Source organism: Pseudomonas sp. NPDC088368 (assembly GCF_044753445.1).
In the GTDB taxonomy this organism is placed as follows: domain Bacteria; phylum Pseudomonadota; class Gammaproteobacteria; order Pseudomonadales; family Pseudomonadaceae; genus Aquipseudomonas; species Aquipseudomonas bambusae.
Window position 1 is genome coordinate 48,374 of sequence record NZ_JBIVNG010000018.1, and the last position, 25,433, is coordinate 73,806.

Genomic DNA, 25,433 nt, shown 5'->3' on the forward strand with positions numbered 1-25,433 from the left:
GGAAATTCAGCGTGAGATCAATCTCGAACGCTACTGGGCGATACGCGAAATGGCGCCGTCTATCGCCTCGGCTGGGTAAAACCGGGCGCGCATTTTAGCCTGTCGGGCCGGGATTAGGCCGAGAATTCTTAGCATTTATTTGGTGGGTCACCTGCCGAACGGTCATATCGCGCGGATCGGTCAGATGATGCAACGGTAGACCAAAGGTCTGAAAAAACACGGAACGGCCATTTTTATCTTCAGTCACTAAGTAAGCGCCGGGATTTCCCCCTGTCTTTTGTCAGGAAATTTCCTGCTTACCAAGCTCATACCGCCTTTCCCCACGGAAGAACGAGAAAAGAGCTGCCTGAACCGAGGAGTCTTTGACTGATGGCCACGAAAAAAATGACACCTGTAAGCAGCACCCCCAAAAGCGAAATGGCAGGCACCGACACTCTGGATCGGGGCAACACCAACGAAAAGCTCGACAGCCTCGAACAGTTTCGCTCCGATGCCACGGGCCAGGCCCTGCGCACCAATCAGGGCGTGAAGGTCTCCGATAACCAGAACACGCTCAAGGTCGGCAATCGCGGCCCTTCGCTGCTTGAAGACTTCATCATGCGTGAAAAAATCACGCACTTTGACCACGAGCGCATTCCAGAGCGCATCGTCCACGCTCGCGGCACGGCGGCCCACGGCTATTTCCAGAGCTATGAAAATCACTCGAAGCTGAGCAAAGCCGAGTTCCTGCGTGATCCGGGGAAAAAGACACCGGTCTTCGTGCGCTTTTCCACCGTTCAAGGGCCACGCGGTTCGGGCGATACCGTGCGTGACGTGCGCGGTTTCGCCGTGAAATTCTACACCGGCGAAGGGAACTACGATTTGGTCGGCAACAACATGCCGGTATTTTTCATTCAGGACGCGATCAAGTTTCCTGACTTCGTGCACGCCGTAAAACCCGAGCCGCACAACGAGATTCCTACAGGCGGCTCGGCACACGACACCTTCTGGGACTTCGTTTCGCTCGTGCCGGAGTCGGCGCACATGGTGATCTGGGCCATGTCCGACCGTGCGATCCCGAAAAGCCTGCGCACCATGCAGGGTTTCGGCATTCATACCTTCCGCATGATTAATACCGAGGGTAAATCTTCGTTCGTGAAATTCCACTGGAAACCCAAGTACGGCACCTGTTCGCTGTTGTGGGATGAAGCACAAAAGCTTGCCGGTAAAGACACCGATTTCCACCGTCGTGACCTGTGGGAATCCATCGAATCGGGCGACTATCCCGAGTGGGAATTGGGTGTGCAGATCGTTCCCGAAGAGGATGAGCACAAGTTCGACTTCGACCTGCTGGACCCAACCAAGATCATCCCTGAAGAGATGGTGCCTGTAACGCCGTTAGGCAAAATGGTGCTCAACCGCAACCCGGACAATTACTTTGCCGAAACCGAGCAGGTCGCGTTCTGCCCGGGTCATGTGGTGCCGGGCATCGACTTCTCCAACGACCCACTGCTGCAAGGTCGTCTGTTTTCCTACACCGATACGCAGATCAGCCGACTCGGTGGACCGAACTTTCACGAGATCCCGATCAACCGTCCGGTCTCGCCAAATCACAGTGGCCAGCGTGACGCGCAACACCGCATGACCATCGACAAGGGCCGCGCTGCTTACGAGCCGAATTCCATTGATGGCGGCTGGCCGAAAGAAACACCGGCAGGCCCGGAAGATGGCGGCTTCGAGACCTACCAGGAGCGCGTCGAAGCGCACAAGGTCCGTGAACGCAGCCCGTCATTTGCCGATCACTTCTCCCAAGCCACGCTGTTTTTCAACAGCATGAGCGAGCACGAGAAAGAGCACATCATCGCGGCGTACAGCTTCGAACTAGGTAAGGTCGAGCGCGAACATATTCGTGCGCGTCAGGTGAACGAGATTCTAGCGAATATCGACATGACGCTGGCGAGTCGCGTGGCTGCCAATCTGGGTCTGCCCGCGCCGAAAGGCCCGACCGTCAAAGCGCAGAAAACGGGCAAACCGACAGTGGATAAATCCCCGCTGCTGAGTCAGACGAATCTGCTGTCGGGCGACATCGCCTCGCGCAAAGTGGCGATCATCGTCGCGGACGGTGTGGACGACAAAGCCGTCGCAGCGATGAAAGCGGCGCTTGAAGCCGAAGCGGCGCATGCCAAGATCCTCGGCCCAACCTCGGCGCCAGTCAAAACGGCGGGCGGCAAAACGTTGGCTGTGGATGCGTCGATCGAAGGGCTGCCTTCGATTGCCTTCGATGCTGTGTTCATTCCGGGCGGGGCGGCGTCGATCAAAGCGTTGAGCGGCAACGGGGTGGCGCTGCATTACGTGTTGGAGGCGTACAAACATCTCAAGGCCATTTCCTACGCAGGGGAAGCGAAAGAGCTGATCGACCTACTGCGTCTTGAAGCGGATGCGGGGCTGTTGGCGGTCTCGGACAGCAAGTCGTTCAACGCCTTCTTCGATGCGATCAAACAGCATCGGGTCTGGGCGCGTGAGCCGAAGGCCAAGGCGATTCCAGCGTGAGTTGAGATTGCGAGGATGCGGAGTGCTCCTGTGGGAGCGAATGAATTCGCTGCCACAGTGAAGTCATAAGCCGGTCTTGCGAATAAAAAAGGCGTTGCCTGCGAGGGCAACGCCTTTCTTTTGATCCTCTCGCTTGGTTAAAAAGCGATCAGAGCTTCGCAGGTTTCAAAATGATCTGCGCAGGCTCGGTCTTCTCGATCTCGCGCTGAATCTGCAATTCGAAATCCGGGTTGATCTTCGCCACGCGCTTGGTCAACAGCGTTGCCAGCCATGGGTAATCGTCGGTGCGAGGCACTTGGACCGTTACGTCACAGTTGAACGCAGTCACATCGGCGGCGATGTCGTTAAGTTGGCGACGCAGCTGCTTCGAATCGGTGATTTTCAGCGCAATGGTCGTGCTTTCAACGGTCGGGTCGATGATTTTGGCGCTGCGTTTTGCTTCGGCAGCACGCAGCTCAGCTTCGGCTTTCTCCAGCTCGGCTTTGCGCGCATTGGCGATGGCGCCGTTGACGCCGCTGGTCAGCGCCGGGGCCTTCGGCATCAGTGCGCGGGCGCGGCTCAGGGCGGTGGCGGCAGCGTTAACGTCGCCTTTCTGCAAGACGATCTGGCTGCGGCTCAGATAAGCCTCGGCCAATTGACGTTGATACTGCTCAAGACGCGGATCATCGGCATTCTTGCTTTGCAGAGCGGCGAGCTGATCTTCAGCGGTGGCCAATTCGCTGCTGGCGATGTTCTGTTCCAACTGTTGATAGGCGTCGGGCGCCGCGACGGGCGCGGGCTGCTCGACGGGCTTGCTCTGACAAGCGGCCAACAGAATGGAAAATGCAGCAAGCAGCAGATAACGGGATGCGAACGGCTTCATTCCTGCGATTCTCTATTTGCGCAAAAAACGAGCAAGTCTACACATAAGTGACTTGCACCGAAAATAACAGATCACCATCGGCGGCGCTGAACCGAATCATTGCACATTGCCGCCATTCAATGATTGCGGAGTATGACTCGACTTTCGGAACAAGGTTCTACCGCTTGGGCAAAAGGAAGCTGAGCAGGAACAGCGCAGCGGCGCAAACCACGATCGAGGGGCCTGCGGGCGTATCCTTGAACCACGACAGCGCCAGTCCGCCGCAAACTGCCAGAACACCGATCACGCTGGCACCGAGGGCCATTTGCTCCGGTGAGCGGGCGTGACGTTGTGCCGCAGCGGCGGGGATGATCAGTAGCGAGGTGATCAGCAACACACCGACGATTTTCATCGCCACAGCGATCACCACGGCAATCAACAACATCAGCGTCATGCGCAGCGCGGCAACAGGCAGGCCTTCGACGGTCGCCAGTTCTTCATGCACAGTAATCGCCAGCAGTAGGCGCCACAGCGCGCAAATCAACACCAGCACGGCCGCGCTACCGCCGAGAATCCAGGCCAGGTCGGTGGGGCTGATCGCCAGCAGATCGCCAAACAGGTAGCCCATCAGGTCAATGCGGACTTCGCGCATGAAACTCAGCACCACCAGCCCAAGAGACAATGTACTCGGCGCGAGAATCCCCAGCAGGGTGTCCGAGGCCAGCGGCTGACGCTGTTGCAGCGTGACCAGCAGAATCGCGAGCAGCAGGCAGCCCACGGTCACAGCGATGGTCGGGCTGATGTCCAGCAGAAACCCCAGCGCGACGCCGAGCAGGGCGGCGTGGGACAGGGTATCGCCAAAATAGGCCATGCGCCGCCAGACCACAAACGAACCCAAGGGGCCTGCAACCACGGCCAGCGCGAGGCCTGCGAGCAAGGCGTAGAGAAGAAAATCAGCCATGCTTGCAGCTGTCCCCGTGGTCATGGTTGTGGGCGTGTGGATGGGTGTGATCGTGTGCGTGCTCGGCGGGCTGGCAGACTTCGCCGTGCAGGTCGTGAGCGTGGTCGTGATGGTGGTGATAAATCGCCAGGCTCGGCGCGTTCTGGCCGAACAGCTCAACGAACGCCGGATCGTTGCTGACTTGCTCGGGATGGCCGGAGCAGCAGACATGGCGATTGAGGCAGACCACCTGATCGGTCGTGCTCATCACCAGGTGCAGATCGTGGGACACCATCAGCACGCCGCATTTGTGACGATTGCGCAATTGAGTGATCAGCGCATACAGCTCGGCCTGTCCGGCCACATCCACGCCCTGCACGGGTTCGTCGAGGACCAGCAGTTCGGGCTCACGCAGCAACGCACGGGCCAGCAGGACCCGCTGCATCTCGCCGCCGGAAATGCCTTGTAACGGGCTGTCGATGACTTTCTCGGCGCCGACTTCCACCAATGCGGCGAGTGCAGTGCTGCGATCGACCCCCGGCACGAGACGCAGAAAACGCAGAACCGAGAGCGGCAGCGTCGCATCAACGTGCAGTTTTTGCGGCATGTAGCCCACACGCAGCTTTGGCTTGCGCCAGACATCGCCCGCGTCCGGCTTGAGCAATCCGAGGACGGCGCGCACCAGCGTGGTTTTGCCCGCGCCGTTGGGGCCGATCAGGGTCACGATTTCGCCGGAGCTGACGCTCAACTGAATGTTGTCGAGCACGTTCTGGCCCGAGCGAGTGACGCTGACGCCTTGCAGACGGATCAGTGCGTCGCTCATCAAGCGGCCTTGCAGCCAGCACACACCCCAACGATTTCGACGGTCTGGGTTTCAACATCGAAGCCGACTTCGTTGGCGGCGCTGACGATGGCTGAGCTGATGGCGCCGTGCTGCAATTCGATGGCGGCGTGACAGGCGCGACAGATCAGGAACTGGCCCTGATGCGCGTGCGTCGGGTGGTTGCAGCCCGCGAAGGCGTTGAGCGATGCGATGCGATGCACCAGGCCGTTTTCCAGCAGGAAATCCAGCGCACGGTAGACCGTCGGCGGCGCGGCACGACGGCCGTCTTCCTCGCTCAGGACAGCCAGGATGTCGTAAGCGCCCAGTGGCTTATGGCTTTGCCAGACCAGTTCCAGCACGCGACGACGCAAAGCGGTCAGGCGCAAGCCTTTGCCAGTGCAGAGCGCATCGGCTTCAGTGAGTGCGCTGTGCACGCAGTGAGAATGATCGTGGGGGCGACTGGCCAGCGGTGTTTTAGACATGGGCGGCGACGGCTTTTGTGAGAGACGTTATTATGTTACCCGTTCCTGCCCCCATGAGTGGTCATCGTGTCCCGACTTTTTTTACTTTTTGTCGTTTTTATCACCGGTTTTTCTGCCATTGCCGCCGCCCAGGCCGACGTTCGAGTGCTGACCAGCATCAAGCCGCTACAGCTGATCGCAGCAGCGGTGCAGGACGGAATCGCCGTGCCGGAAGTGTTGCTGCCACCGGGGGCTTCGCCGCATAACTACGCGCTGCGCCCTTCCGACGTACGGCGCGTGCAAGAGGTCGATCTGCTCTATTGGATCGGTCCTGACATGGAAACTTTCCTGCCACGGGTCCTGGCAGGTCGCACCAAAGCCTCGGTGCCGGTTCAGTCGTTGCCAGGCATGCATCTGCGGACATTCACTGCCAATGCCGAACATCACGACGATGGCGATGACGACGAGCACGATCATGATCACCGCCCCGGCAGCATCGATGCGCACCTGTGGCTCTCGACCGTCAATGCGCGGGTGATCGCCGCGAAGATGGCCGCGGATTTGAGTCAGATCGATCCCACCAATGCCGCTCGCTATACCAGCAACGTCAAAGCTTTTGACGCGCAGATGGACGCACTGGACGCGAAGATCAAGCAGCGCGTGGCGGGCATCTCCGACAGGAAATATTTCGTGTTCCATGAGGCGTTCGATTATTTCGAAGAGGCTTATGGCTTGAAGCACGCCGGTGTTTTCGCGGTCAGCCACGAAGTCCAGCCCGGCGCGCAGCACGTCGCGGCCATGCGTGCGCGGTTGGCCGAATACGGCAAGACCTGCGTGTTCAGCGAACCGCCCCTTCGCCCGAAATTGGCTGACACCCTGAGCGCCGGATTACCGGTGAAACTGGCGGAGCTGGACGGTTTGGGCGGCTACACACCTGCGACGGCGCAAGGATATGAGCAGTTGTTGAGCAAGCTGGCGGACGATCTGGCGGGGTGTCTGGAGAGCCTTTAGCGCCTGATGAACCTCATGCGCGTTCCGACAATGAAACGCGATTCCCCTGTGGGAGCGAATTCATTCGCGAGAGGCCGGTACATTCGCAACAAATGTGTCGGCTGGGAGATGGCATCGCGAATGAATTCGCTCCCACAGGTGATCGGAGTTTGCAGGTCAGGTGTTACAGGGCAAACGGCAGCGGAATGTGCGTTACCTGACGCTGTTCCAGACGCTTGCGGAATTCGCCGGGGTCATGGATCAGCACGTCCTGCCCGGCAAAGCTCTCGGCCGCGATCAACCGAGACAGCCAGAACCGCACGCAACCCACGCGCAACATCGTCGACCACAGTTCAGCCTCAGCCGCCGTGAACGGGCGCAGTGCCGCATAAGCGCCCAGCAAGGCGCGGGCCCGTGGCGCATCGATCTTGCCGTCTTCGAACGAACACCAGTCATTCACTGCAATCGCCACGTCGTACAGCATCGGCGCCGAACAGGCGTTGTAGAAGTCGATCACGCCGGTCAGGTGTGTGCCTTCGAACAGCGTGTTGTCGCGGAACAGGTCGGCGTGCACGTTGGCCCGTGGAAGGGCCATGATTTTCGCCTGCTCGCGGGCGATCTCTTCCACTGAAGCCTTCAACAGCGCGCCTTCTGCTTCACCCAGATGCGAAATGAAGTTGCCGCCCTCTTTCAGCATCCAGTCCAGGCCCCGGTCGGTGCGGCGCTCAATGATCTTCTCGCGTGTCGCCAGATGCATGTGCGCCAACAGTTCGCCGATCTGCACGCAATGCTGGGTATTCGGATCGGTCGGGTGTTTGCCCGACAGGCGCGGTTGCAACAGCGCCGGCTTGCCTTTCAGCTCACGCAATGCATGACCGTCGGTGGTACGCAGGGCGTAGGGCACAGGCAAATTGGCGTCATGCAGCACGTCCAGCAGTTCGATGAAAAACGGCATCTCCTGCACCGGGCCGCGCTCGACCAATGTCAGCACGAACTCGCCCTGTTCCATGCTGATGAAGAAGTTGGTGTTTTCACTTCCGGCGGCAATGCCCTGGAAATCACGCAGTTGGCCGAGCCCGTACGGGGCGAGGAAAGCTTCCAGCTCGGGCCGAGCCAGGGGGGTAAAAACGGACATATGAACACTGCCAGCAAAAAGTGAATGTAGGGCGTTACCAGCTGAATAATACCCATTGGGGAATCAGCATGTCCGGTTGATCCGAACGAATGAATTGACCGCTCGTGCCATCGGCGCGCACCAGATAATACGGCTTGCCATGTTTCGGCGTAATTTTCACCGCGTAGACGAAGCCGTTTGCCTTGTATTCCTGAACGAAATTGTCGCCATCTTTCTGAATCGTGACGTCAGGTTCGGCCGATGGAGCCTCGTCTTCGGCCGCCACCGCGATCAGCGGACAGGCAACCAGGAGAGCGACCAGTAACAAGCGAATTTGTGTACGCATGATAACCTTGCTCCTTTGTCGTCAACGGTCCTCGCATTCTAGCGCCGACCCCGCCGAAAAGGTTGATCCCTCACATGATCCAAGCGCCTCTCGTCCTGGTGGACGGTTCTTCTTACCTGTACCGCGCCTTCCATGCGCTGCCGCCACTCACCACGTCCAAAGGCCTGCCCACCGGTGCGGTCAAGGGCGTGCTGAACATGCTCAAGAGCCTGCGCAAACAGTATCCAGACAGCCCGTTTGCCGTGGTTTTCGACGCCAAAGGCGGCACGTTCCGCGATGAGATGTTTGCCGAATATAAGGCCAATCGTCCGAGCATGCCTGACGACATGCGCGTGCAAATCGACTTCCTGCACAACTGCGTGCGTGGCTTGGGCTATCCCTTGCTGTGCGTCGAAGGCGTCGAAGCTGACGACGTGATCGGCACGCTCGCGCGCAGCAGTGCGGCGGCTGATCGTCCGGTGGTCATCTCCACCGGCGACAAGGACATGGCGCAGCTGGTGGACGGGCACATTACGCTGGTCAACACCATGACAGGTAGCGTGCTGGACGTGGCTGGCGTGAAGGAGAAATTTGGCGTCGGTCCTGAGCACATCATCGACTATCTGGCCTTGATGGGCGACAAAGTCGACAATATTCCCGGCGTTCCCGGCGTAGGCGAAAAGACCGCTGCTGGTCTGCTGGTGGGTATCAACGGCGGCCTCAAAGAGCTTTACGAGAATCTCGACAAGGTGCCGACACTGGCGATTCGCGGCGCGAAGTCTTTGCCTGCCAAGCTTGAAGAGCACAAGGATATGGCCTTCCTGTCCTACCAACTGGCGACCATCAAAATCGATGTGCCGCTGGACATCGAACTGGATGCCCTGCACTGCGGCGAGCCGGATCGAGAGGCGCTGCTGGCGCTGTATACCGAGCTGGAGTTCAAGAGCTGGATCAATGACCTGCAACGGGACGCCAAGCAGGAAGGCACCGAAATCGCTACACCTGAAGAGCCTGCCCCGGTCATCGAAGCCAAATACGAACTGATTCTGGAGCAGACCCAGTTCGACGACTGGCTGAAAAAGCTCAAGGCCGCCAAGCTGTTCGCCTTTGTCGTGCAGAGCAACGGCACCGACGCCCAGCGCGCACAGATCGTCGGCCTGTCGTTCGCCATCAAGACCCACGAAGCCTGCTACATCCCGCTGACCCACTCCTACATGGGCGTGCCGCAGCAGCTGGATCGCGACGCGGTGCTCAACGCGGTTAAACCGATGCTGGAAGACGCGTCGAAGATCAAGGTCGGTCAGCACGCCAAATTCGCGATCAACCTGCTGGCAAACTGCGCCATTGGTGGCGATCAGGCCCAAGGCATCCATGTGCAGGGCGTGAAATTCGACACCATGCTCGAATCCTACGTGCTGGACTCGACCGCCACCCGCCACGACCGCGACAGCCTGGTTGCGAAATACCTGGACCACACGCCGGTCAATTTCCAGGACATCGCGGGCAAAGGCGTCAAGCAGCTGAGTTTCGACCAGATTGCCTTGGAGCAGGCGGGCGTCTACGCCGCTGAAGAAGTGGACCTGACCCTGCGCCTGCACAAAGTCTTGCAGGAAAAACTAGCCAAGACGCCAACGCTGGCGCCGGTGTTGAACGACATCGAGATGCCGCTGATGCCGGTATTAGCGCGCATCGAGCGCCAGGGGGCCTACGTCGATGCCAAATTGCTGGGGACTCAGAGCGTCGAGCTCGGCAACAAGATGACCGAGCTGGAGCGAGAGGCGTTTGCCATCGCGGGCGAAGAATTCAACCTCGGCTCGCCAAAGCAACTGGGGGTGATTCTTTACGAAAAACTCGGCATGCCGATCATCAGCAAGACCGCCACCGGCCAGCCTTCAACAGCAGAAGCGGTGTTGGCAGAACTGGCCGAGCAGGAATTCCCGCTGCCCAAGGTGCTGATGCAGTACCGCTCGATGAGCAAGTTGAAAAGCACCTACACAGACCGGCTGCCGGAGCAGATCAACCCGCGCACCGGCCGGGTCCACACCTCTTATCATCAGGCAGTGGCGGTGACCGGGCGTCTGTCGTCCAGCGATCCGAACCTGCAAAACATCCCGATTCGCACTGCTGAAGGCCGCCGGATTCGTCAGGCGTTTGTCGCGCCAAAAGGCTACAAGCTGCTGGCGGCGGACTACTCGCAAATCGAGCTGCGGATCATGGCGCATCTGGCGAAAGACGAAGGCCTGCTGCACGCCTTCCGCAACGATCTGGACGTGCACCGGGCCACGGCCGGTGAAGTGTTTGGCGTTGAACTGGCCGATGTCACCAACGACATGCGCCGCAGTGCCAAGGCGATCAACTTCGGCCTGATCTACGGCATGAGCGCATTTGGTCTGGCCAAGCAGATCGGCGTGGATCGTAAGCAATCCCAGGCGTACGTCGACCGTTACTTCGCGCGCTATCCGGGCGTTCTCGATTACATGGAGCGCACCCGCACTCAGGCCGCTGAGCAGGGGTTCGTCGAGACCATCTTCGGTCGTCGCCTGTACCTGCCGGACATCAACGCGAAAAACCAGGCCCTGCGCAAAGGCGCCGAGCGCATGGCGATCAACGCACCGATGCAAGGCACGGCGGCGGACATCATCAAACGCGCCATGGTCGCGGTGAACGGCTGGCTGGAGTCATCAGGGCTGGACGCCCGCGTCATCCTGCAAGTCCACGACGAACTGGTGCTGGAAGTGCGCGAGGATCTGGTCGAGCAGATCAGCCAGGACATCCGCGTGCACATGAGCGGCGCCGCGGAGCTGGACGTGCCGTTGTTGGTAGAAGTGGGCGTGGGCAACAACTGGGATGAGGCGCACTGAGCCAAACCTGGAGACGTCTCTTGTAGGAGCGCGCTTGCCCGCGATGGCGTTCGTCCAGCCCCAATAGGTTGAATGACACAACCCAATCGCGGGCAAGCGCGCTCCTACAGGTCATCAATTCCCAACGGCCAACATTAAATTTCCCCGGTTTTTGAACTTCTTCGTCCATACCCCGGTCAGAGGTTGCGAATGGCTGACGTAGCCATTCATGCTCCTATGTTGTGTTAAGTGTTGGCAGATATCCGGACTTTTCCCTAAAGGTCTGGACTTAGACCCCGAACTTCCCCTCCCCATATGAAGTCCGGGGTTTTTTTTGCCTGCGATTCAGGCCGCAGGCGCTTTGTCTTCCAGTTCCATCCAGTCGGCCAGCACGGTGTAGGCCTCTTCCAGCCCCATGCGCTTGGGCGCGGAGAACAGCTGAATCGTCACGGCATCGCCCCAACCTTTGCGGATCTCCGACTGCACTTTGAGCAGCGTATTCTTCGCGGCACCGAAGGTCAGCTTGTCGGCTTTGGTCAGCAGAATGTGCATCGGCATGCCGCTGGCGATGGCCCAGTCGAGCATCAGCAGGTCGAAATCCGTCATCGGGTGGCGGATGTCCATCATCAGGATCAGGCCTTTCAGGCTCTCCCGGCTGCCCAGATACGCTTCCAGGTGACGTTGCCAGTGTTGCTTGAGCGGAATCGGCACTTTCGCGTAACCGTAACCCGGCAGGTCGACCAGGCGGCGATCGTCGTCCAGACTGAAGAAGTTCAGCAGTTGCGTACGACCGGGCGTTTTCGAGGTGCGGGCCAGGCTGGCGTGGGTCAGGGTGTTCAGCGCGCTGGATTTACCGGCGTTGGAGCGACCGGCGAAGGCCACTTCGAAACCTTCGTCATCGGGGCATTGGTCGACTTTGGCGGCGCTGAGCATGAACTTGGCTTGTTGGCACAGGCCGAGGATCGGGTTCTTGAGTTGCATGGGATATCCGGTGAGGCGTTGCGGCGAGGGTGCGGCAACGTGTGTCATTTTCCGTTCGATGGGCGCAAGTATATATTGCCGCAGATTTTGTGTGTGCTTGTCCCGTCCACAGGGTGAAGTTCGCAGAAGTCGGACTAACCTTACATCAACAACAAAAATGAGTTGGATCAGCCGATGAATAAGCTATTGGTGAGTCTGCTCCTGCTGCTGGGGATTTGCGGCGCAGCACGAGCCGCTGATGTGGTCGTGGGAGACCCCGCCGCTGGCCAGGGGAAAACCGCTGTGTGTGGTGCCTGTCATGGCCCGGATGGTAACAGCATGGCTCCCAATTTTCCGAAACTGGCCGGACAGGGCCAGCGCTATCTGCTCAAACAACTGCACGAAATAAAAGACGGCAAGCGCACCGTGCTGGAAATGACCGGCATGCTGAACGCTCTTAATGATCAGGACCTGGCGGACATCGCCGCTTATTTCTCCGGCCAGAAAGGCAGCGTCGGCGCGGCAGACGCCAACCTGGTGGCGCGGGGCGAAGCACTGTTTCGCGGGGGCAAGATTGATCAGGGGATGCCCGCGTGTACAGGCTGTCATTCACCCAACGGCGCTGGTAACGCGGCGGCAGGCTTTCCGCATTTGGGTGGGCAGCATGCGGACTATGTGAAAAAGCAGCTGACGGCCTTCCGCGAAGGTGACCGCACAAACGATGGCGACACCATGGTCATGCGCACCATTGCATCCAAACTCAGCAACAAGGATATCGACGCATTGGCGGCCTACATACAGGGTCTTCATTAAGTCTGGATTAACGCCAAAGCCTTGATTCAGGGCCATTCGACGACCGGAAAACGTCGTTCACGTTTATCGTGCAGACGGGCTAAAAAGGGTAGCGAACGGCTGCCCTTTTTTGTGCGCGCAAGCGTTACACTTGCGAACTCACATCACCCCGCCCGGTCCAACTGCGGCCATCGTGGTGACTTTTCATGCCCAGGAGTTAAGCATGCGTAATCTGATTCTCAGCGCCGCTCTGGTGTTCACCAGTCTGTTCGGTCTGACCGCTCAAGCGGCAGAGCCGATCGAAGCTGGCAAACAATATGTCCAGCTGAGCAGCGCCGTTCCGGTCGCCGAGCCAGGCAAGATCGAAGTCGTTGAAATGTTCTGGTATGGCTGCCCACACTGCTACGCGTTCGAGCCGACCATCAATCCATGGGTTGAAAAGCTCCCGGCTGACGTTCACTTCATCCGCATCCCGGCGATGTTCGGCGGTCCATGGGATGCCCACGGCCAGCTGTTCATCACGCTGGACACCATGGGCGTAGAGCACAAGATTCACACCGCAGTGTTCGATGCGATCCAGAAAGGCGGCAAGCGTCTGACCGACCCGAACGACATGGCTGACTTCGTCGCCACTCAAGGTGTCGATAAGCAGAAATTCCTCGAAACGTACAACTCGTTCGCGGTAAAGGGCAAGATCGCCCAATACAAGGACCTGGCCAAGAAGTACGAAATCACTGGCGTCCCAACCATGATCGTCAACGGCAAATACCGTTTCGACCTGGGCACGGCCGGTGGTGCTGAGCAAGCGCTGGATGTGGCCGATCAGTTGATCGCCAAAGAACGCGCAACGCTGACTGCCAAGTAAGCGCCGGTCATGACGCGCTGGGGTACTGAACGCACCGTTGCCCGGCATATCCCCAAGGTCAACGAGCGACACCTGCAAGAAACCGGATTGCCTGCCGATGGCCGGCTCCGGTTGCTCAGCTTCAACATTCAGGTGGGCATCAGTACCGAGCGCTATCGGCATTACCTGACCCGTGGCTGGCAGCATTTGCTGCCCCACACCGGTCGGGCTGGCAATCTGCAAAAGATCGGCAACTTGCTGAGCGACTACGATCTGGTCGCGTTGCAGGAGGTCGACGGCGGCAGCCTGAGGTCGGGCTACGTGAATCAGGTCGAACACCTCGCCCAGCTTGGCTCGTTTCCGTACTGGCATCAGCAGCTCAATCGCAACCTCGGACGTTTCGCCCAGCACAGCAATGGCGTGCTGAGTCGTCTGCGCCCGTGGGACATTGAAGATCATCCGTTGCCCGGCCCCTCGGGTCGCGGCGCGATTTTGGTCCGCTTCGGTGAAGGTGAAGACGCGTTGGTCGTGGTCGTCATGCACCTCGCACTTGGGGCGCGCACCCGAACCCGGCAACTGGCGTACATCCGCGAACTGATCGGTGGCTACAAGCATCAGGTGCTGATGGGTGATATGAACACCCACGCAGCGGACCTTTTGGAAACCTCCCCCCTCCGCGATCTGGGCCTGCTTGCGCCTCAGATCGAAGCCACATTTCCCAGCTGGCGCCCGCAGCGCTGTCTGGACCACATTCTTCTCAGCCCGACCCTGACGCTTGAAAAAGTGCAGGTGCTGGCTCAGCCCATTTCCGATCATCTGCCGGTTGCGGTGGAGATTCGCTTGCCGGCCTCATTAATCGGTGACTCCCTGCCGATAACAAGCACATCTCCCCGTGAGCCCTCGGAATGAGCGACGAAGCCCAACGCTGGAAAGAAAAATACCTCAAGAGCATCGAGCAACAGGACAAGCTCGAAAAGCGCTGGAATGCCCGTCTCGACCTGCTGCGGCGTGGTCTCGTGCGCAGCAGCCTGGCGGCTGAAGGCGCTGACAAGGCAGTCGATCAGTGCATGAAAGAAATGCGCGAAATTGTGCGCAGAGACGACATGGACGCCGGATTGGCGGCACTGATTCCACGGCTCGAAAAGGCGGTGCTGGATTCCGAACACCGCCGCGAACAGCGTATCGAGCAAATGGGCACGGCGCTGACCTCGCTGGTCACTCAATTGCAGTCTTTGCCTCTGCCTCGCGAAGTCGCCAAGCCACTCAAGCGCTTTGCCAAGAACCTCGAAGACCGCGTCAATCAAGCTCGTGAGTTGCCGTTGCTGCTGAGTGAGCTCAGCGGTTTGCAAGGCCAGGCATTGTCGCAGGTCGAACACCCGGAAGGCGCGAGCCGGCCAGGCCTCTTGCAGCGTTTGTTCGGTAATCGTGATTCGGCAGCCGACGGCACTGACGCTTCGCACCTGCCTGATCACCCCGTTGCCGAGGCGCCCAAGCCGATTGCGCCGATTGCGCCGGTCAAGACTCACAATGATGACGACGATGACGAGGTGCCTGCCGCGCCGGTCGCGCAAACGGCGCAGTGGACTAACGAAGCCCCTCCCGCCGAGTTGGCAGCCATGGTTGAGCGTCCTGTCGCGCGCGCCGATGCTGCTGCGCCAGTCGAGGCCGCCAAGGCGGTGGAGATGGCCCCGTCCCACGAAGTCAAGCCTGCCCCTGAGTCTCGGTCGGTCGAGCAACTGGAGAGCGAAGTTCCTATCGTCGAGGCAGCCCCATCGCCCGTGGCAGTGGTCGAGTCCCCTGCGGTCGTCGAGCCCGAGCCTGCGAATGTCGTCAGTGAAGTGCCGCTGAGCGACGAAAACAAGACGAGCGAAAAGCCTTCCAGCGAAGAACAAGCCATTGAGGCTGCCGAGGCTGAGCGGGTGGAAGACGAGGTCGCTCAGGAAGCGGTCGAAGACCGTGCCAATGACGAACAGGCCGAAGAAGACGAGGCCGATGAGCGTGAAGAGGAGGGGCCATATGCGCTGCCGTCCTCTCCCGAGCCTAGCTACAGCTCTGTCGCCGCGCACATTGAAGAGACATTGCTGGGTCTTCTCAACGATCTGACCCTGCCCGAGCACCATCGGCCCCAGGCCGAAGCCATGCGCGTCAGGCTTGAGCATGGGCTGAACTGGTACGAACTGCTGCCGATCCTCGATGACCTTGCCGTGCTGATGCTGGCCATCACCGACAGCGGCCAGCACGAATTCGAGCTTTATCTCAAACAACTGAACGAGCGGCTGGAGTCATTCCAGGCGAATCTGCAAGCGGTCAGCGACGATCACGCGGGGCAGCAGACCGCCTCCCGCGAAATGAGTGATCAGTTGCGCGAGCATGTCGGTGATTTGCAGAGCAGTGTGCAGGAAGCGGCTGATCTCACCAGCCTGAAAACGATTCTGGAAACCCGGCTGGAAGGTTTGCTGGGCACCATGGACGCGCATCAGCAGCAACGCGATGAGCGCGAGCAGGAAGTCGCATCGCGGTTGCAGTCCCTCGCCAGCCGCGTGGCGACCATGGAGCAGGAAGCGGTTGGCTTCCGTGCGCACCTTGAAGAGCAGCGGCAAAAAGCCCTGATCGATACGCTGACAGGGTTGCCCAACCGTGCCGCCTGGAATGAGCGCCTGGAGCACGAAGTCGCTCAATTGCAGAAGCGGCGCTCCAACCTGCTGCTCGGCATTCTCGATCTGGACCATTTCAAGCGCATCAACGACGGCTACGGCCATCTGGCTGGCGACAAGGTGTTGAAGATCGTCGCCGCACAGCTGAAGAAGCGTTTGCGATCCTCGGATTTCATCGCCCGTTTTGGCGGTGAAGAGTTCGTGGTGCTGCTTCCTGACACTCAGTTGCCCGATGGCGTGGCGCTGCTGGAGCGACTGCGAGAAGCCGTCGAGCAATGCCCGTTTCACTTCAAAGGCGAGCCGGTGACAATCACGGTCTCGATGGGCGTCACCCTCTTCAAACCGGGTGAACGCAGTGATCTGGTGCTCAAGCGGGCAGACGAGGCCCTGTACCGGGCCAAGGACAGCGGTCGGAATCGCATCGAGCAAGGGTGAGACAGCACGCGTTCAGTTTCGGCCTATCGCAACTTTGGGCGCCGCGCTGGCATTACGTTACACTGTTGCATTACTTGCCTCAGTGTTCTGCCTTTTTATGAAGTCTTATTGCGTACTTTTCCTCGCCCTGCTGCTGACAGCTTGCTCCAGCGGACCGAAGCTGGACACCAGCCATCCTTCGGCAAATTTCGACAGCCGCGCCCAGTTCGTGGTGGTCCATTACACCTCTGCCTCTCTGGATCGCTCCCTCGCGTTGCTGACCCATGGCGAAGTCAGCGCTCACTACCTGATCGGCGATGGCCCTGCCACGACCTACAAACTGGTGGATGAAAGTCAGCGCGCCTGGCATGCCGGGGAAAGCGAATGGGACGGCCGCACCTGGCTCAATTCCAGCAGCATCGGTATCGAGATCGTCAATCCGGGCTATCGCGACACACCGACCGGGCGCCTGTGGTACCCGTACAGCGAAGCGCAGATTCAAGCGCTGATCGTGCTGCTGAAAGACATCGTCAAACGCAACAAGATCGAACCCCGTCATGTGATCGGCCACAGTGACATTGCGCCCTTACGCAAACTTGATCCGGGGCCGTTGTTCCCGTGGAAGCGTTTGGCTCAGGAAGGGCTTGGCATCTGGCCGGACGAGCAGCAGGTCGCCCAACAGCAGGCGCAGATGACGGGCGTGGTGCCGAGCGTCACCTGGTTCCAGCAACAATTGGCGATGCTGGGTTATCCGACCCCGCAAACGGGCGAGTGGGATATTGCGACGCGCCACGTGCTGGGGGCGTTTCAGATGCACTATCGACCGCAGAAATTTGACGGCGAGCCGGACCTGCAAAGCGCGGCGATCCTGCAGGTATTGAATTCAAAGCACTAAATTTTTCTTAGGGCCGCTTTTTAACGGGCTATTTCTGCGCTTGTTGCTATACCTCATGGGTATTCCACTGGATATTGGCCGATGTTCACGGCTTCACCGCAATTGCGCTCAGTCCTCTACCGCCCTTCGCTCCTGGCTTTGCTGGCAGCGTTGGTGAGTGCGGTCGTGCTGCTGGCGGGCAGTTTCGGGCTGGCGATGCATCAGGCCAAGCAGGAAGAAAGCGCGCAGATGAATGCTCAGGGCGAGCGTTTTCTGGTGCGTCTGGAGCAGCTTTTCGACCAGCTCCGCGCCGGCCTTGATCAGCTCGAAGCCCAGCCCTTGCGTGGTTGCAGTCCGGAAATGGTCGAGCAACTGCGTCAGGTGAACTCGCGCTACCGCTTCATTTATGAAGTCGCGTACGTCAGTGAGGCTCAAACCTGTTCCAGTTGGACGCGCGAGAGCATGATCGGCAAGCCCCGAGCGCCGGACATTCGCGGCCCCATCTACGATTACTGGCTCAACACCTCGACTCAACCGGACGATAACCTCGCCTCGCTGATGCTGGGCAGGGGTGATTTTCGCGTATCAACGTCGCGCGGCCATTTGACCGACGTGGTCGATCTGCCTACGGGCGGGAGCCTGGTTGTGGTGCTCGATCAAGGCAAAAAGGCCGTCCCGGTGCTCGGGCCGCCCCAAGCGTGGCCGCCTACGCCCGACTGGTCGCCAACGACCATCGAGACATTGATCACCACTCAGGACAAGTTGGTCTACCGGATGCCCACGCAGAGTCCGGAATACCAGTTGGTCCTGATCACGCCGCGTAACGGCTTGCAGCAGAAAATCACCGGCGCCTGGTGGCTGCTGGTTCCCGCCAGTGTGTTGGTCTCGTTGTGCATCGGGATTCTGGTGTTGCAGCTCGTTCGGCAGCGCCAGTCGCTAGGTGGGGAATTGCATGGCGCGCTCCGTCGGGGTGAGCTGAAAGTTCTGTACCAACCCATCTTCGACCTTAATACCCGTTTGTGCGTGGGCGCTGAGGCACTCGTGCGTTGGCGACGACCCGACGGCACGCTAACCAGCCCCGACCTCTTCATTCCGCTGGCCGAAAACACCGGGCAGATTCGTCAGATCACTGATTTCGTATTGCAGCAGTTGCTTGAGCAGCTCGGGCAACTGCTGCGCGCCAATCCCCATTTATACGTGTCGGTAAACCTGGCGGCCTGCGATGTGATGGCACCTCGGATTGGTCGAGTGACCGCAAAGCTGCTGGCGTTGCATCGCGTTGCAGCCCGGCAGATTGCGTTTGAAGTGACCGAGCGGGGGTTAGTGGACGTGGTGGTCGCACGCAATCACCTGCAAGCGTTGCGTGATCGCGGGCATCAGGTGCTGATCGACGACTTCGGGACGGGGTATTGCAGCCTGGCGTACTTGCAAACCTTGCCGGTGGATTGTTTGAAGATCGACAAGGCCTTCATTGATGCCCTTGGTCATGACGCCGCCAGTAGCGGCGTTGCTCCACACATCATCCGCATGGCCCACGCCCTGCAATTGAGGGTGATCGCCGAGGGTATCGAATTCGAATCTCAAGCCCTGTTACTCAAGAGCGAGGGCGTGATCTACGGCCAAGGCTGGCTCTTCGCCCGGCCTCTGACAGCAGCCAAGTTCACAGAGCTGGTCACGGGTGGGCGGCGCAATGCCGGACGCAGGGCCGATGATGTGGCGTGATATACCCGATTCGGGGGTTTAGCTGTTATGGAGGCAGCACTGGCCCTCTGTGGGAGCGATGCCTACAACGGCAAAGCCATATAAAACTGCGTGCCTTGCCCCGGCCGTGAGTACACGCCCATGCGTCCGCCGTGGAGTTGGACGATTTCCTTGCACAGCGCCAGTCCCAGTCCCGCGCCACCTTTCTTGCGCCCGACCTGCACAAACGGTTCGAAGATCCGGGCCTGCTGGCCGTAGGCGATGCCCTCGCCGTTGTCTTCGACGCTGATGATCAGCCGCTCCCCGTGTCGACGCGCCTGGAGCCGGATGAGCCCGGATTGCGGCGTGTGGCGCAGGGCATTGTCGAGGAGGTTGTCCAATACGCGGTCCAACTGGACCTTGTCGGCCTGCAGACGTGGCAAGGGTTCCTGCATTTCCAGCAGGACCATTACGTCCTGTTCCTGCGCGGTTTCGGCAAACCGCTGACGCGCCTCAGTGAGCAGGTCATTAACATCACAGGGCGCCAGCGCGAGTTTTTGCAGGCCGTTCTGGTAGCGTGAGAAATTCAGCAGGTCGTTGATCAGCTGCATCAGCCGCTGCATCTCTTCATTGACGGTCTTCAGCAAGTCCGTTTCCCGGGAATCGGGGGCGAAGTGCACGCGCTCCTGCAACAGCCCGAACGCCATGTGCATGCCGGTCACCGGGGTGCGCAATTCGTGGGAGGCGCGAAGCACGAATTCGCTGCGCACCCGTTCGAAGGCCCGCTGCTCCGTCACATCGTGCAACACCATCACCGCCCCGAGGATGTGGCCTTTGGTGTGGCTGACAGGGGTCAGGCTGTAGGTCAGCAGGCGGGTTTCGCCGTCGACCTCGATAGACAAGTCTTCCGGCGCTCGCTCCAGCGTTCCGCCGCGCAGCACCAGGTACAACTGCTCGTCCAGTTCCGGACGCTGCAACGCTTCACCCAGTCCTTGGCCCAAACGTCCCTCTTCCCAACCCAGCTGCCGCTGCGCGACCGGGTTCAGGTGTTCGAGGCGGCCTTGGCGGTCGATCATCAACAGCCCGTCGTCGATGCTGTCGAGGACCGCTTGCAGCCGCTGCTGACCGGCGAGCAGCTCATCCACGTTGGTGACCTGATGCTGACGCAGGGCCTCGGCCATGATGCCGAAGCGACGCGTCAGCAGATTCATCTCGGCAGACGATGAAATGGGCAGCAGCACTTCAAAGTTGCCTTGGCCGATGTTGTCCGCCGCCTTGGCCAACGCCTCGATGGGGGCGCCAAAACGGCGGGCGATGCCGTGGGCCGTGACGAAACCGATGGCCAGCACCGCCAACCCGACCAGCCCTAATAAAGCAGCCACCCACAATGCGCGAGTTCGCGAGGCGCTTTCAGCCTGGCTGATGTTTTCCAGCGCCTGACGATGGGCGTCGAGCAAACCGTTGCGTAATGCGTTGAAGGTCGCCGTGACCGTCTTGTCATCATTCAGTGCATCGGCCGAGTCGCCCGCTTCTTCCAGCGCCTTGAGGAATCGCTCGTAATCCACCCGCGCTTTCTCGAAACCACTGTGGGTGTTGGTCTGCTGATCGTGATCGATGCCCTGATCGAGCAAATCCTGGAACTGCGCCTGATTCTGCTTGAGTGCCGCTTGATCGGGACGGTCCTTGAGCAGCATCACCAACTGATCGCCCAAGTTCTGGCGCAGCTTGAGGCCGATATCGAGCGTGATGAAGTTGTGGTGGATCAAATCCTCCTGGGACTTGGCCATCTGCATGACGCTGACCAGACCCAGTATCAGCCCCAGCAACGCGACGGTCATCAGCGCCGAAATGCTGAGGAACAGTCGGGTGCGCAACTTCATCGCGAACTTCATGGGCGCCCTGTCACAAGTTGTACTGCTTGCGTTTGCGGTACAACGTCGAGGCGTCGATGCCCAGCGTGCGCGCAGCCTGATCGAGGGTATCGCTGGTGGCCAGCACGGCGCCGATGTGCGCTTTTTCCAGTTCGTCCAGACTCAACGCGGCACCCACACGTGGTGCGTTGTTGGTCGGTTGTTCACCCATGCCCAAGTGACTGATTTCGACCTTCTCTTGCGGACAGATAATGCTGGCCCGCTCGATCACGTTACGCAGTTCGCGAATGTTGCCCGGCCAGCGATAGTTCACCAGCGCGCTGCGGGCTTCTTCACTGAAACCACGGGCAGGGCGACCGTATTCCTTGACGAAACGGGCCAAAAAGCGGTCCGCCAGCGTCAGGATGTCCTCGCCGCGCTCACGCAACGGTGGCAGGTGCAGCGTGATCACGTTCAGGCGATACAGCAGGTCTTCGCGGAAACGGCCTTCGCGAACCATGTCTTCCAGATTCAGGTTGGTGGCCGCAAGGATGCGCACGTCGGCACGGCGGGTAACAGGGTCGCCTACGCGCTCGTACTCTTTGTCCTGAATGAAACGCAGCAGTTTGGGCTGCAATGTCAGTGGGAAATCGCCGATTTCGTCGAGGAACAATGTACCGCCGTCCGCCTGATTGACCCGGCCCAGTGTGCTTTCGCTCGCCCCGGTGAATGCGCCGCGGCTGTGACCGAACAGCTCGCTTTCCATCAACTCGGCGGTAAGCGACGGACAGTTGATGGTGACGCAGGCCTTTTTCGCCCGTTTGCTCCAGCCGTGAATCGCCCGCGCCAGCTCGCCCTTACCCGTCCCGGATTCGCCAAGAATCAGGATGTTGGCGTCAGTGTTCGCCACTTGGCGTGCTGTTTCCAGAATCGCCATCATCGACGGGCTGTGGGAATCCAGACCGTCCTTGGGTTTGCGTACTTCGCCTTCCAGCGCTTCCAGACGCGCCGACAACTGACGCACCTCCAATTGTTTGGCGGTCGCCAGACGCAACTGATCCGGGCTGCACGGTTTCACGAGATAATCCGCCGCACCGGCCTGAATGGCGTCCACGGCAGTATCCACCGCCGAATGTGCGGTCACGATGACCACGCGCATCCACGGCGCCTGAATGCGCATCTGCGCCAACACGTCGAGACCGTTGTCTTCACCCAGACGCAGGTCCAAAAAGCACACGTCGAACACTTGACGTTGCAACAGCGCCTCGGCCTGGGCCGCACTGTTGGCGGTGGCGACGCTGTAGCCTTCATCTTCCAGGCAATAGCGGAAGGTGCGAAGGATGGCGGATTCATCATCCACAAGCAGAATACGGCCCTGATTCTCAGTGGCTGCTTCCATTTTTCCTACGCTCCTAAATGAATGATCTTGGTTAGTCCCGGAAACATCGGGCAAGTTGCATGGTTCATTCTGATTGATTCAATGCGATGCCGGGTAGTTATCTGGCGAAATTTCAGACAACAGATTGATCTACGTCCTACAGCGTCGACTCTCTGTCTGGTGCAGGGATCGTGATCTGCATCGCAATCCTCGGGTGTAGAACGTCTGGGCGAATGGAAAGTCTCTCCAGTAGCACCTTTTGGAACTGTCTGGAGAATTGCCATGCACCCGCTCAAGAAAATCGCCTTGGCTGTGGCCACCACCGGCTGGCTCGCGACGATGCCGGTCGCGCACGCCGCGCAAGGCGATGTGCAAACGCAACTGGCCGAAGCGCGTCAGGAAGGTTCGATATGGACGGCCTTCGCACTCAATCGCCATTTGAGCCCGTTCAACATCGGCGTGAAGGTTGAGCAAGGCACAGCCATTCTGACCGGCAAGGTAGAGAACGAGGTGGACAAGGAGTTGGCGACGCAAATCGCCGGCGACACGCAAGGCATCAACAAGGTCGACAATCAGCTGCAGATCGATCCGGGGGTCGCAGCGGAGCCCGGCACCAAAGCCAACATGGCACAGCGCTTCGACGACGCCACGCTGACCGCGACGATCAAGTCCAAGCTGCTGTGGAACAGCGTCACAGAAGGACTGAACATCGATGTCGCGTCCGCCAAGGGCGTGGTGACGTTGAAGGGTCAGGCAAAAGATGCCGAAGCCAAGCAACTGGCGGGCAGCCTGGCGAGCAACACTGACGGTGTGACGGAAGTGAATAACCTCATCAGCGTCAGTGCACGCGACACCCAAGCCATCAAAGAGCAGAACGAAGCGCAGGCCAACAGCGTGCGTGAAGAGTTCAGCGACGCGTGGATCACCAGCAAGGTGAAGTCCAGCCTCATCTATAGCCGCAATCTCGATGGCCTGAATATAAAGGTGGAAACCAAAGGCGGCGTGGTGAGCCTGGATGGCGTGGTCGCCAACTACGCCGAGAAAGAGCTGGCAGTTGAAATTGCTCGCAACATTCGAGGGGTCAAAGGCGTGGATGCCGATACCTTACGGGTGATGACCCGTAGTGCCGGTTGATGACACAGCCTCTCTATAGCAGCGGGTTTGTCGGCGGTGGCGTCCTTGACGCCTGCCGCAACCGGTCAGCCCGTCGCTACAGGCCGCGACACTTTGCCCCACCTCTTCGTGCAATACGCACGATGTCAAATGTTCAATCGTGCAGCTTGCTCGTAGGAAACTTCATCCTTTCGGTACTAAGTACTTGATTTACAACGACTTTATCGGATCAAAAAAGCTGGCACACAGGCTGCAATATCTCTAGCAACAAGGTCTGAACCGTCGACCGACAAGATTGCCTGGAGCCCACTGCATGAACACTCAACGCCTCGCCACTTTGCGTATCTCTCCACTGCACCTGCAGCAAGGTTTGTTCGCCAGCCTGGCGTTGATGATCACGCTGATCGCCGTTCAGCAGTTCGCACACTGGACCCAGAAACAGCAAGAGGTTGTCCAGATTCATCACACATATAGCCATGCAGCGCCTTTCGCCAAGGCGAGCGCGCTCAAGGCCACTGATGTAGGCCTGAGTCTGCAACCGGTTGAAGACGCCGCTGCCGCTGTTGAGCAAGCGCCGCGTCAACAGAGTTGGGTTTTCTGACCAGTAATGGCGAAGACGCAATCTATGCCGAGGTTCCTATCCGATACCTCGTTGTAGCTGAAAATTAAAAACAGTAAGGAGAATCACCATGTTGAGCTGGGCTATCACATTTCTGATCATCGCTATCGTCGCTGCAGTTCTGGGCTTTGGTGGCATCGCAGGCACCGCCACGGGTATCGCCAAGATTCTCTTTATCGTGTTCCTGGTGATGTTCGTCGTGTCGTTCTTCTTCGGTCGTCGTGGTCGAGGCTAACCAGAATGATCCGCAAGCACTTCCATGCCATGACGCTGGCTCTCCTCACGAGCGCCAGCGTCATGGCGATGGCAGCCAACGATGGTCAGGCGCGGGTGAATGAGCTGTTGAGCTCTGATCCCGAGTATCGCCAGACCTGGTCAAGCGTTGTGAAGAAAGAGGAACGGTTGCCCGATTGGGTGATCAATCTGTCCGGCGCATCGGACCAGATGAATGCGGTGACCGAGGATGGTGACAAATACCTGGTAGGGCCTCTCTGCGAAACCCAGGACACGTGCATCAAGAAACGGCTCATCGTCGCTTTCAGTCTCGACAAGTCACATGCCTATGCCATGTTGGTCGAGGTTCCAGCGGGCCTGCCGGCGGATAAATCCCCGACGCGTCACGCTGAATACCGTTTCATCGGCAAGCCCGACGAAGGCATGCAAGGCCTTCTCAAAGAGCAGCTGAAGAAAGATCCAAACTGGTACTGATTCAAATGATGGAAGACCGAATGCAGTTGGGTCTTCCTGAAAGCCGCGCAACCCGAGGAGGGTCGGCGCGTGACCAAGGGGCCGGGGCGCTCTGACCAATGGAGTGGTTGCAGCGCGCCAGGTGTACAGGGAGTACTCCCACTCGTGGGCCGGGTCAGGAAGCCGCACCGCAAGTCCATCGTCTGATCGCCTTTGAGTTGCGAGCCGACAGTGGGCTTGCGACGCGCAAATGATAAGTTTGTATCCTCCGCTTAAATCTCCTCTTTCTAATCCCCTAACCCCTAGACCGTACATCGATAAATCTGCCCCATCAGATGACGTCTCGGTCGTGTGTGACCATTTTGTCACTTGCCTCTTCTGATACACCTCCCACTGGGCTGCAGGCGACGTTTTAGCCACTTCTCAGCACAAATATGCGCATCTGGAAATGCTCTGTTTCAGGGCGTTTCACACTAAGTCTTTGATTTTCCTCATGCCGATTACGCATGAGGTAGTCGTTTACGGCATTAGACGCTGGTGGTCTGGATGGGAATAGTTGCGCCCTTTTTCCGCCTGCCGAGAGCTTGGACGCTCGTTTGCAGAGACCTTCTGGACAGATCCAAGGGCATCCGCGCTTCGATTCGACTTCACAAGAGCGACCCCGAAAGTGTCGGTGAGAAATGTCCACGCCAACTACAACAAGGT

General features: G+C 59.2%; 22 protein-coding genes. 13 read left to right on the forward strand and 9 right to left on the reverse strand.

All coding sequences use genetic code 11. The features are described 5' to 3' along the window. The first annotated feature begins 369 nt into the window (after positions 1-369). A complete protein-coding gene (gene katE, locus ACIQAL_RS29825; protein WP_401151921.1) occupies positions 370-2,529 on the forward strand; it encodes a catalase HPII in 2,160 nt (719 codons plus the stop codon). Between the two features lie 148 nt (positions 2,530-2,677). Here the strand turns inward: katE and ACIQAL_RS29830 are convergent, their stop codons facing one another. From ACIQAL_RS29830 to ACIQAL_RS29845, 4 genes are all read right to left on the reverse strand, one after another. Beyond that, a complete protein-coding gene (locus tag ACIQAL_RS29830) occupies positions 2,678-3,391 on the reverse strand; it encodes a PA5502 family lipoprotein (protein WP_401151923.1) in 714 nt (237 codons plus the stop codon). Between the two features lie 157 nt (positions 3,392-3,548). Further along, positions 3,549-4,331, reverse strand: coding sequence for a zinc ABC transporter permease subunit ZnuB (gene znuB / locus ACIQAL_RS29835; RefSeq protein ID WP_401151926.1), 783 nt, complete (start codon positions 4,329-4,331; stop codon positions 3,549-3,551). Then, positions 4,324-5,133, reverse strand: a complete 810-nt coding sequence (gene znuC, locus ACIQAL_RS29840) for a zinc ABC transporter ATP-binding protein ZnuC (RefSeq protein ID WP_401151928.1) — start codon at positions 5,131-5,133, stop codon at positions 4,324-4,326. Before znuC ends, znuB begins: the two co-directional genes overlap by 8 nt. Continuing rightward, a complete protein-coding gene (locus ACIQAL_RS29845; protein ID WP_166593871.1) occupies positions 5,133-5,615 on the reverse strand; it encodes a Fur family transcriptional regulator in 483 nt (160 codons plus the stop codon). Before ACIQAL_RS29845 ends, znuC begins: the two co-directional genes overlap by 1 nt. A gap of 66 nt (positions 5,616-5,681) precedes the next feature. Here ACIQAL_RS29845 and ACIQAL_RS29850 point away from each other — a divergent pair, with 66 nt between their 5' ends. Next, positions 5,682-6,605, forward strand: coding sequence for a zinc ABC transporter substrate-binding protein (locus ACIQAL_RS29850; protein ID WP_401151931.1), 924 nt, complete (start codon positions 5,682-5,684; stop codon positions 6,603-6,605). Positions 6,606-6,768: 163 nt separating this feature from the next. On the opposite strand, the gene ACIQAL_RS29855 is transcribed toward ACIQAL_RS29850, so the two are convergent. After that, entirely contained in the window at positions 6,769-7,719 is a 951-nt protein-coding gene (locus ACIQAL_RS29855; protein ID WP_401151934.1) for a homoserine kinase, read from the reverse strand. Between the two features lie 34 nt (positions 7,720-7,753). Next, complete coding sequence (locus tag ACIQAL_RS29860; protein ID WP_166593874.1) at positions 7,754-8,044, reverse strand: DUF2782 domain-containing protein; 291 nt, start codon at positions 8,042-8,044, stop codon at positions 7,754-7,756. A 74-nt stretch (positions 8,045-8,118) separates the two neighbouring features. Between ACIQAL_RS29860 and polA the strand changes: the two genes are divergently transcribed. After that, positions 8,119-10,884 carry a DNA polymerase I gene (gene polA, locus ACIQAL_RS29865; protein WP_401151937.1) on the forward strand — a complete coding sequence of 922 codons (2,766 nt, stop codon included), beginning with the start codon at positions 8,119-8,121 and terminating at the stop codon, positions 10,882-10,884. A 324-nt stretch (positions 10,885-11,208) separates the two neighbouring features. Here polA and yihA read toward each other — a convergent pair whose 3' ends face one another. Further along, the gene (yihA, locus tag ACIQAL_RS29870) at positions 11,209-11,844 is read right to left on the reverse strand and encodes a ribosome biogenesis GTP-binding protein YihA/YsxC (protein WP_062386430.1); all 636 of its coding nucleotides are present in this window, start codon (positions 11,842-11,844) and stop codon (positions 11,209-11,211) included. Positions 11,845-12,018: 174 nt separating this feature from the next. On the opposite strand from yihA, the gene ACIQAL_RS29875 reads away from it, so the two are divergent. The 6 genes from ACIQAL_RS29875 (at position 12,019) to ACIQAL_RS29900 (ending at position 19,123) form a co-directional block, all read left to right on the forward strand. Then, entirely contained in the window at positions 12,019-12,636 is a 618-nt protein-coding gene (locus ACIQAL_RS29875; protein ID WP_401151940.1) for a c-type cytochrome, read from the forward strand. Positions 12,637-12,838: 202 nt separating this feature from the next. After that, positions 12,839-13,480: a thiol:disulfide interchange protein DsbA/DsbL gene (locus ACIQAL_RS29880; protein ID WP_401151943.1), complete on the forward strand. Its 642-nt coding sequence runs from the start codon at positions 12,839-12,841 to the stop codon at positions 13,478-13,480. Positions 13,481-13,489: 9 nt separating this feature from the next. Beyond that, positions 13,490-14,368, forward strand: a complete 879-nt coding sequence (locus ACIQAL_RS29885) for an endonuclease/exonuclease/phosphatase family protein (RefSeq protein ID WP_401151946.1) — start codon at positions 13,490-13,492, stop codon at positions 14,366-14,368. Continuing rightward, positions 14,365-16,548 (forward strand): diguanylate cyclase, encoded by a 2,184-nt coding sequence (locus ACIQAL_RS29890; protein WP_401151949.1) that lies wholly within the window; start codon positions 14,365-14,367, stop codon positions 16,546-16,548. Before ACIQAL_RS29885 ends, ACIQAL_RS29890 begins: the two co-directional genes overlap by 4 nt. A gap of 97 nt (positions 16,549-16,645) precedes the next feature. Continuing rightward, positions 16,646-17,422, forward strand: a complete 777-nt coding sequence (locus ACIQAL_RS29895) for an N-acetylmuramoyl-L-alanine amidase (RefSeq protein ID WP_166593880.1) — start codon at positions 16,646-16,648, stop codon at positions 17,420-17,422. Positions 17,423-17,503: 81 nt separating this feature from the next. Beyond that, positions 17,504-19,123 (forward strand): EAL domain-containing protein, encoded by a 1,620-nt coding sequence (locus ACIQAL_RS29900; protein ID WP_401151952.1) that lies wholly within the window; start codon positions 17,504-17,506, stop codon positions 19,121-19,123. Positions 19,124-19,185: 62 nt separating this feature from the next. Here the strand turns inward: ACIQAL_RS29900 and ACIQAL_RS29905 are convergent, their stop codons facing one another. Together ACIQAL_RS29905 and algB are read right to left on the reverse strand one after the other, a co-directional pair. Beyond that, complete coding sequence (locus ACIQAL_RS29905) at positions 19,186-20,973, reverse strand: KinB sensor domain-containing domain (RefSeq protein WP_401151954.1); 1,788 nt, start codon at positions 20,971-20,973, stop codon at positions 19,186-19,188. 10 nt (positions 20,974-20,983) lie between these two features. Further along, entirely contained in the window at positions 20,984-22,330 is a 1,347-nt protein-coding gene (algB, locus tag ACIQAL_RS29910) for a sigma-54-dependent response regulator transcription factor AlgB (RefSeq protein WP_341961142.1), read from the reverse strand. A 261-nt stretch (positions 22,331-22,591) separates the two neighbouring features. On the opposite strand from algB, the gene ACIQAL_RS29915 reads away from it, so the two are divergent. The 4 genes from ACIQAL_RS29915 (at position 22,592) to ACIQAL_RS29930 (ending at position 24,749) form a co-directional block, all read left to right on the forward strand. Beyond that, positions 22,592-23,443: a BON domain-containing protein gene (locus ACIQAL_RS29915; protein ID WP_401151956.1), complete on the forward strand. Its 852-nt coding sequence runs from the start codon at positions 22,592-22,594 to the stop codon at positions 23,441-23,443. 292 nt (positions 23,444-23,735) lie between these two features. Continuing rightward, positions 23,736-24,023 (forward strand): hypothetical protein, encoded by a 288-nt coding sequence (locus ACIQAL_RS29920; protein ID WP_166593885.1) that lies wholly within the window; start codon positions 23,736-23,738, stop codon positions 24,021-24,023. A gap of 88 nt (positions 24,024-24,111) precedes the next feature. Further along, complete coding sequence (locus tag ACIQAL_RS29925; RefSeq protein ID WP_025257796.1) at positions 24,112-24,276, forward strand: DUF1328 domain-containing protein; 165 nt, start codon at positions 24,112-24,114, stop codon at positions 24,274-24,276. Positions 24,277-24,281: 5 nt separating this feature from the next. Continuing rightward, a complete protein-coding gene (locus ACIQAL_RS29930) occupies positions 24,282-24,749 on the forward strand; it encodes an inhibitor of vertebrate lysozyme family protein (protein WP_401151959.1) in 468 nt (155 codons plus the stop codon). Positions 24,750-25,433: the final 684 nt, after the last annotated feature.